This window comes from Nitrosomonas sp. Nm51, from assembly GCF_900111165.1.
Lineage (GTDB): Bacteria > Pseudomonadota > Gammaproteobacteria > Burkholderiales > Nitrosomonadaceae > Nitrosomonas.
Genome location: NZ_FOGH01000022.1, coordinates 41,517 through 47,548, shown reverse-complemented (window position 1 = coordinate 47,548; position 6,032 = coordinate 41,517). Strand labels below are relative to the sequence as shown.

Here is a 6,032-nt window from a genome sequence, read left to right as displayed (position 1 = left end):
AATTTCTGAAAAAAATGTACAGACAGGATAAAAAATTTCTGGCAAATATTTTTGCGAAGAAGAATTTTCAAAATATCCTTTTTCAGGGCCGACTAAGTACGCAGCCAGTTTCCAAAAGTCTTGCTGTTCAAGCCATGCTTGCGACAATAAGACGTCTGCGACAATCCGCTCGACTGCCACGCCCTAATATGACGCAACTGTTGTTCCTGTGTTGTCACTCGTCATCCTCCTTTGAAAATACCCGAGGATAAACAGATCAGATTCTAGTTTGTAGATGGTGGGGCTGGACGGCTACAGCCGTATCTGTTCAGCAATGCTATCCAGCAACTCATCACGCATAGCAGCTAACAAGTCATTGCAGCCGACCGCCACCCCGCTACGCGGGCTGTCGGCGTCTGAATTCCAGCGTTATGATGCGAAACAATCGCCGTGAACTTTGAGTGGGATGAAAAAAGGCAGCTTCAAATAGGAGCAAGCATGGTGTTTCTTTTGACGAAGCAGCCACGGTATTTGGAGATCCGTTAGCTATCACATTTGGTGATCCTGCCCACTCTGATAGAGAGGACCGCTTTCTAACATTTGGAAGGGGTTCCGACGGCAAATACTTAGTCGTGTCCCATACCGATAGAGATGATAAAATTAGAATAATTTCCACCCGAGAAATGACCCGAAAAGAGAGATCAGCCTATGAGCAATACTAACGACGATCTCGAAAAGGAATACGACTTGAAATCGCTTGGAAAAGGCGTCAGGGGGAAGTATTTCGATCAATATCAAAAAGGGACGAATGTTGTAGTCATCGACCCGGATCTCTCGAAGGCCTTCCCAAATTCCAAAGCGGTAAACGATGCCTTGAGAAAGATTCTCGAAAATCAAAAGAAAGCCGCATCATAACGAATAAGATTAGATCGCGCGCGGAATGCGTGCCGGCTCGCTGAAGCGAGCCGTTATCTCTGTTGAGGATGAACTTTCCCTATCCCACCGTCTGCTCCGGGTCGCTTCCGACACTTACCCTTAACTCTAACTGAATACCTTCCATCAGAAAGCAAGCCATTATATCGTGAAAATACGATCGATATGCTATCAATTGTGCCGTGCATCACATGCGGTGGCAATGGCTTGTAACGTATCTTCATCGAGCGCTGTCTGGGCCGCTTCGAATAATTCGCGTTCTTCAAATCGAATATGCTGTTGTAACAGCTCGCCAAGCTGTTTTAAATTGGCAGCATTCCGCGGGGTATCAGGGGACAGTAATTGTCGCAATGCCGCATGTTCGGCGGTCAGCCGGTCAGCCAGTTGTATAAGATGCGGATCACCAAACGCAGCGAACGCGGCAGCGATGTAGGACTCTTCGATTTCAAAATGCGCGGCCAGAACCGCGTCTGCGTGTTCCTGCAATTCCATCCAGATGGCCTGCAGTTCATTGCCGCTCAGTTCCTGCGCCGCCGCTTTTTTGGCTTTGTGTGCCAATACCAGGCCGTGATGATGGTCGATGGATAACGCTTTCAGTGCGGGGCTTCGTTTCAAAAGATACTCCAATTGATACAGACAAATCGTTTTCTGTTATTTTATCCTTTTGCGCGTATTTATAATACTTCGTGCGGATTCGAATTCAATAAAATAGATGGAGGCCAGTGATGTTTCAAGATCGTGACGATGCGGCTGAAAAGCTGGCGGAACGGTTGGCGCAGTATCAGGGGCGGCGCCCGTTGGTGCTGGCGATACCGCGCGGTGCGGTGCCCATGGCAAAGATCATTTCCGGGACACTGCACGGTGAGATGGATATTGTGCTTGTCCGTAAACTGGGGGCGCCCGGTAATCCGGAACTGGCCATTGGCGCTGTTGATGAGACGGGGTGGACTTATCTGACGCCGGAAGCGGATCAGATTGTGCACGATCCGCACTATGCTGAGCTGGAAAAGAATAAACAGCTTGAGATTATGCGGGCGCGGCGTAAATTGTATACACCGGTCCGTCCACCGTTGAATCCTGAGGGACGCGTTGTGATTGTGGTGGATGACGGCCTGGCGACGGGATCAACCATGATCGCCGCCTTGCATGCCCTGCGCGCCAGAAATCCAAAAAAACTGGTTTGTGCCGTACCGGTAGCGCCGCCAGAGACGCTGCGCAAAGTGGCGTCCTATGCCGATGAAACAGTTTGTCTTGAGTCGCCGGCGCTTTTTTATGCCGTTGGTCAGTTTTATCAGGTGTTTCAGCAGGTCGGTGATGATGAAGTCGTTGCGTTGCTGGCAGAATAATATACGAACCGGCGCAGCGGAACTCAGGAACCGCGGCTGTTCGGTATACAATAGCGTCACAGTTTAACGCAATTTTTTAGGAACCGACATCCATGTATATTCGAACAGTAACAGCCATCATGTTGATACTGGCGTTGTCAGCCTGCGCCACGTCGCCAACGGGAAGGAGCCAGTTGATTTTTATGCCGGACGATGAAGTCGACGCCATGGGATTGCAGGCTTTTAATAATCTGAAGTCTGAAAAACCGGTCAGCAATAATCCGCAGGTCAACCAGTTTGTGCAGTGTGTTGCTGATGCAATTACCGCTGAAGTCAGCGGTAATTGGGAAGTGGTTGTTTTTGAGGATGACACCTTGAATGCTTTTGCGTTACCCGGAAACAAAATCGGCGTGCATACCGGGCTGGTGAATCTGGTTGACAATCAGGATCAGTTGGCTTCGGTGATAGGGCACGAGGTCGGTCACGTACTCGCGAAGCACAGTAATGAGCGTATGTCGCAAAAGCTGGGTGCGCAGGTGGGGGTGTCGCTGATTGCTGCTGTTGCGGCGCCACAAACTGCTTTGGGGCAGACAGCGGTCAGTCTGCTGGGCGTCGGAGCGCAATACGGTATTATCATGCCGTTTAGCCGGTTGCATGAAAGCGAGGCGGACGACATCGGCGTCGAACTGATGGCCAGGGCGGGTTTTGATCCGACCGAGAGCATCACCTTATGGCAGAAAATGGCGCAGGCCAGCCAGGGTGCGCGCCCGCCTGAGTTTTTATCTACGCACCCGTCGCATGGCACGCGCATTGAAGATTTGCGGGCTTTGATGCCTGAATCGCTCAACCTGATGCGGCAGGCGCACGCAGCCGGAAAAAAACCACGTTGCGTAAAATAGACGCAGCTATATGATTGCTAACATTCTGCATTTTTTCACGCTCCGCTGTGCGTGCGCTGCGCCTGGATTAAAACATTGGTAAGTGTGTTCGAAACCAAAGCTGCCCGGTATGGCGTCATGCAACTGACGAAATAATTGACATGAAAAATACAGGAGCAGAAATGTGCCGCGTCCTTCGGGTTTGTTTTTCGGACAAATTTATCGTCGTTTTTGCGCCTTGAGTATGCTCTGACATGTTCTGCGGCACAGAAACCTGTCCTTTTGCCTGAAAAACAAGCAGAATTTATTATTCGGCAGGCGCAGGTTCCTCTGCGGCAAAATCCAGTTCAATCTTGGCGCCATCCGGGTCGAAAAAAAATAACTGCCAGACCCCAAGTTCCTGCATCCGGTTTAATTTGTACGTGATATTGTGCTGCTTGAGCGTGTCGATAGCCGACTGCAGATTGGTGGCGGTAAAAGCCATATGATCAATGACGCCGGGCGCCTGTTCCGGCATCGGCCGTTCGGCCATGATATGCAGAATAGAATGTTTTTGGTCGCCCGCATAAAGCCACGCGCCGGTTGAGTCCATTGGCGGCCTGTAACCTTCACGCAGCCCAAGTATTTTTAAATAAAACGTTTTGCTTCTTTCCAGATCGCTGCTGATGACCGTAAAGTGATTCATTCCCTCAATTGTCATAATATCTCCTCTCGTTATTCACAGTAAAAAAAACCGGCTGACGCATGACAGTGTATATTGTATGATGGCGCAGGAACAAACCGGTGAATTTATAAGCGGCTAAAAACGCCAAAAGCGGCTTAAAACAACCCCAAACAGCCTAAAACAGCTTAGAGCAGCTGGGTCAGGTCCGTAAGCACGTCAGCAAAACAAAATGCAGGAGATCGATCATGCAACAAACAGTTCGCTATCAAATGAGTGAGAACGGTATGCAACTGCTTATGTCGGTTGAAGCATTCAGGGGAAAGCCTTACGACGATCAGACCGGCGCAGAAATTTCGAATTGGGACAAGGGTGCGACAATCGGCTACGGTCATCTGATCAGCCGGGATGAGTGGAGCCGTTCAGGTGATATGTATAAACTGGGGATAACAACAGCTCAGGCCCGAATATTATTCGTGCAGGACCTGACGCCATTTGTTGATGGCGTCAATGACAAAGTGACGGCTGTCATTTCGCAAAACCAGTTTGATGCATTGGTGATACTGTCTTTTAACATCGGTCTGGGCAATTTTGGCAGTTCTTCCGCACTTAAGCTGGTCAACAATCCGTCCGCACAGACCGGCTATCCCGGTCTGGAAACAGCATGGAAAGCGTGGAAAAAGTCTCAGGGAAAAGTGATGCAGGGGCTCGTCAACCGGCGCAACGCCGAGTGGAAAATTTATGCCGACAATATCTATGAGCGCTGGTAACAGGATACACAGCGGATTGACCTGTTGCCTGGCAAACTGCATTTATGGCTTGGTTCTGCTGGGCTGGTTTAGCTGTTTAAGTGGCACCGTTCTGGCTTTGGATAATCCGGATGCACCGGATTATATCGCTGAATTCAATGGACGCGCACAATCCTATGAGCGAGCTGCTCAACAGACAGCGCAAACCACGCAAGACTATCTGGCAGCCTATGCAGCATATGAACAATTTCTGGATAAAGAACTGAATCAGGTATACAACCGGCTGATGGATCAATTGAGTGATGACATGCAAAGCGCGCTGTACGCATCGCAACGCAAGTGGCTTGGATACAGGGATGTCGCATTTGAATTTATTGCGGCTAACTGGACTATGGAGAGCTTCGGCAGCGCTTCGGTTATCTCCCGCGGAAATTACCGCGTCACGATAATCAAGAATCGCGTTTTGTTATTGCTGAATTATCTGCAGAATTATTGATACGGCTATTGATTACCCGTTAATTCTTATACAGTACAGCATCATGACAGCGCGTAATAACGCATGAACGAAGACTGGTGACGTAAAAATTACCGTCTTGCTGAATGTTGGCCTAAAAGGCCAATCTGTAAATATATTATTACTCCAACAAGACGGCGGAATTTAAACCGGCATCTGCAGATTGTAATTTCCTGTCTGCATTTTTTGGTTTAAGCACTTATTACGAAGCACAGTCCGTAATATTTTTCTTGTTATTTATCGCCTGTTTTTCAAGGCAGTTTCTTCTGTCTGCGATGCAACATCAAACCCAGCAAACCTGTTCCCAGCAGTCCGATTGTCGAAGGCAAAGGAATCCGGGCGGGGTCGGCAGTGAACAGCCAGTCACTTGCATAGATATGATTGCAGTCTCCTGCGATACAATTGGCGCCGTGATTCATCCAGCCCCAGCCAGAAATTCCCGCAAAACCGCGATGACCGCTGCCGTTTTCATCGCCTAATTGAAATGCTAGACCGGCATTGTTGGATTGATCTTCAAGCTCCCAGGCACCGAATCCGCTGCTGATTGTGCCGAAATTCGCATTGTCCGAATTTACGATAAGATCGCTCAAGCCGCCATTTGCAGTTTGCGAAACACCTGTATCGTATTCAAAATGAATATTCCAAAGAGCAGTTGTTCCTACTTTATAACCGCTGCCGGTGTCTTCACCGCCATAGGCGACACCGTCAATAACAATTCTGCTGCCATTCCAGGTAAGCAGCATGTTACTGTTGCTGTGATCAAAATCGAATGTGTATTCTTTAGCCGGATCGCCCAATAAGCCATCAAGCCGTAAACCATATAATGGCGGAGCAATGCCGCCGTCCGGATGATTGTGCAGTACATAGGTACCGGTATTAATTGCATGTGCATGAGGCACAAGCAGACAACCAATGAGTGTTATTGTTATAACTATTTGTAATATTCTTGTCATTGTTTGAACCTCTTTAAAAATCAGATGAAACTTTTTGTTG

Annotated in this window: 8 protein-coding genes and 1 pseudogene; 6 read left to right on the top strand and 3 right to left on the bottom strand. The window is 48.7% G+C overall.

Annotated features, from left to right (window positions below):
* Positions 1 to 461: 461 nt before the first annotated feature.
* A pseudogene (locus tag BMY60_RS16670) lies at positions 462 to 701 on the top strand (BrnT family toxin); the annotation flags it as partial.
* On the top strand, positions 688 to 894 hold the full coding sequence (locus BMY60_RS09010) for a hypothetical protein (RefSeq protein WP_090333038.1): 207 nt from the start codon (positions 688 to 690) through the stop codon (positions 892 to 894). The pseudogene BMY60_RS16670 and the gene BMY60_RS09010, both read left to right, overlap by 14 nt.
* Before the next feature lie 189 nt (positions 895 to 1,083).
* Here BMY60_RS09010 and BMY60_RS09005 read toward each other — a convergent pair whose 3' ends face one another.
* Positions 1,084 to 1,527: a hemerythrin domain-containing protein gene (locus tag BMY60_RS09005; protein ID WP_090333037.1), complete on the bottom strand. Its 444-nt coding sequence runs from the start codon at positions 1,525 to 1,527 to the stop codon at positions 1,084 to 1,086.
* A gap of 110 nt (positions 1,528 to 1,637) precedes the next feature.
* Here BMY60_RS09005 and BMY60_RS09000 point away from each other — a divergent pair, with 110 nt between their 5' ends.
* A complete protein-coding gene (locus tag BMY60_RS09000; protein WP_090333035.1) occupies positions 1,638 to 2,258 on the top strand; it encodes a phosphoribosyltransferase in 621 nt (206 codons plus the stop codon).
* Positions 2,259 to 2,350: 92 nt separating this feature from the next.
* Positions 2,351 to 3,136, top strand: coding sequence for a M48 family metallopeptidase (locus BMY60_RS08995; RefSeq protein ID WP_090333034.1), 786 nt, complete (start codon positions 2,351 to 2,353; stop codon positions 3,134 to 3,136).
* Positions 3,137 to 3,422: 286 nt separating this feature from the next.
* Here the strand turns inward: BMY60_RS08995 and BMY60_RS08990 are convergent, their stop codons facing one another.
* A complete protein-coding gene (locus BMY60_RS08990; protein ID WP_090333031.1) occupies positions 3,423 to 3,815 on the bottom strand; it encodes a VOC family protein in 393 nt (130 codons plus the stop codon).
* Between the two features lie 209 nt (positions 3,816 to 4,024).
* Between BMY60_RS08990 and BMY60_RS08985 the strand changes: the two genes are divergently transcribed.
* Positions 4,025 to 4,546 (top strand): lysozyme, encoded by a 522-nt coding sequence (locus BMY60_RS08985; protein WP_218141664.1) that lies wholly within the window; start codon positions 4,025 to 4,027, stop codon positions 4,544 to 4,546.
* The gene (locus BMY60_RS08980; RefSeq protein ID WP_090333029.1) at positions 4,518 to 5,021 is read left to right on the top strand and encodes a lysozyme inhibitor LprI family protein; all 504 of its coding nucleotides are present in this window, start codon (positions 4,518 to 4,520) and stop codon (positions 5,019 to 5,021) included. Before BMY60_RS08985 ends, BMY60_RS08980 begins: the two co-directional genes overlap by 29 nt.
* Positions 5,022 to 5,290: 269 nt before the next feature.
* Here BMY60_RS08980 and BMY60_RS08975 read toward each other — a convergent pair whose 3' ends face one another.
* Positions 5,291 to 5,992, bottom strand: a complete 702-nt coding sequence (locus BMY60_RS08975; RefSeq protein WP_090333027.1) for a PEP-CTERM sorting domain-containing protein — start codon at positions 5,990 to 5,992, stop codon at positions 5,291 to 5,293.
* Between the last annotated feature and the right edge of the window lie 40 nt (positions 5,993 to 6,032).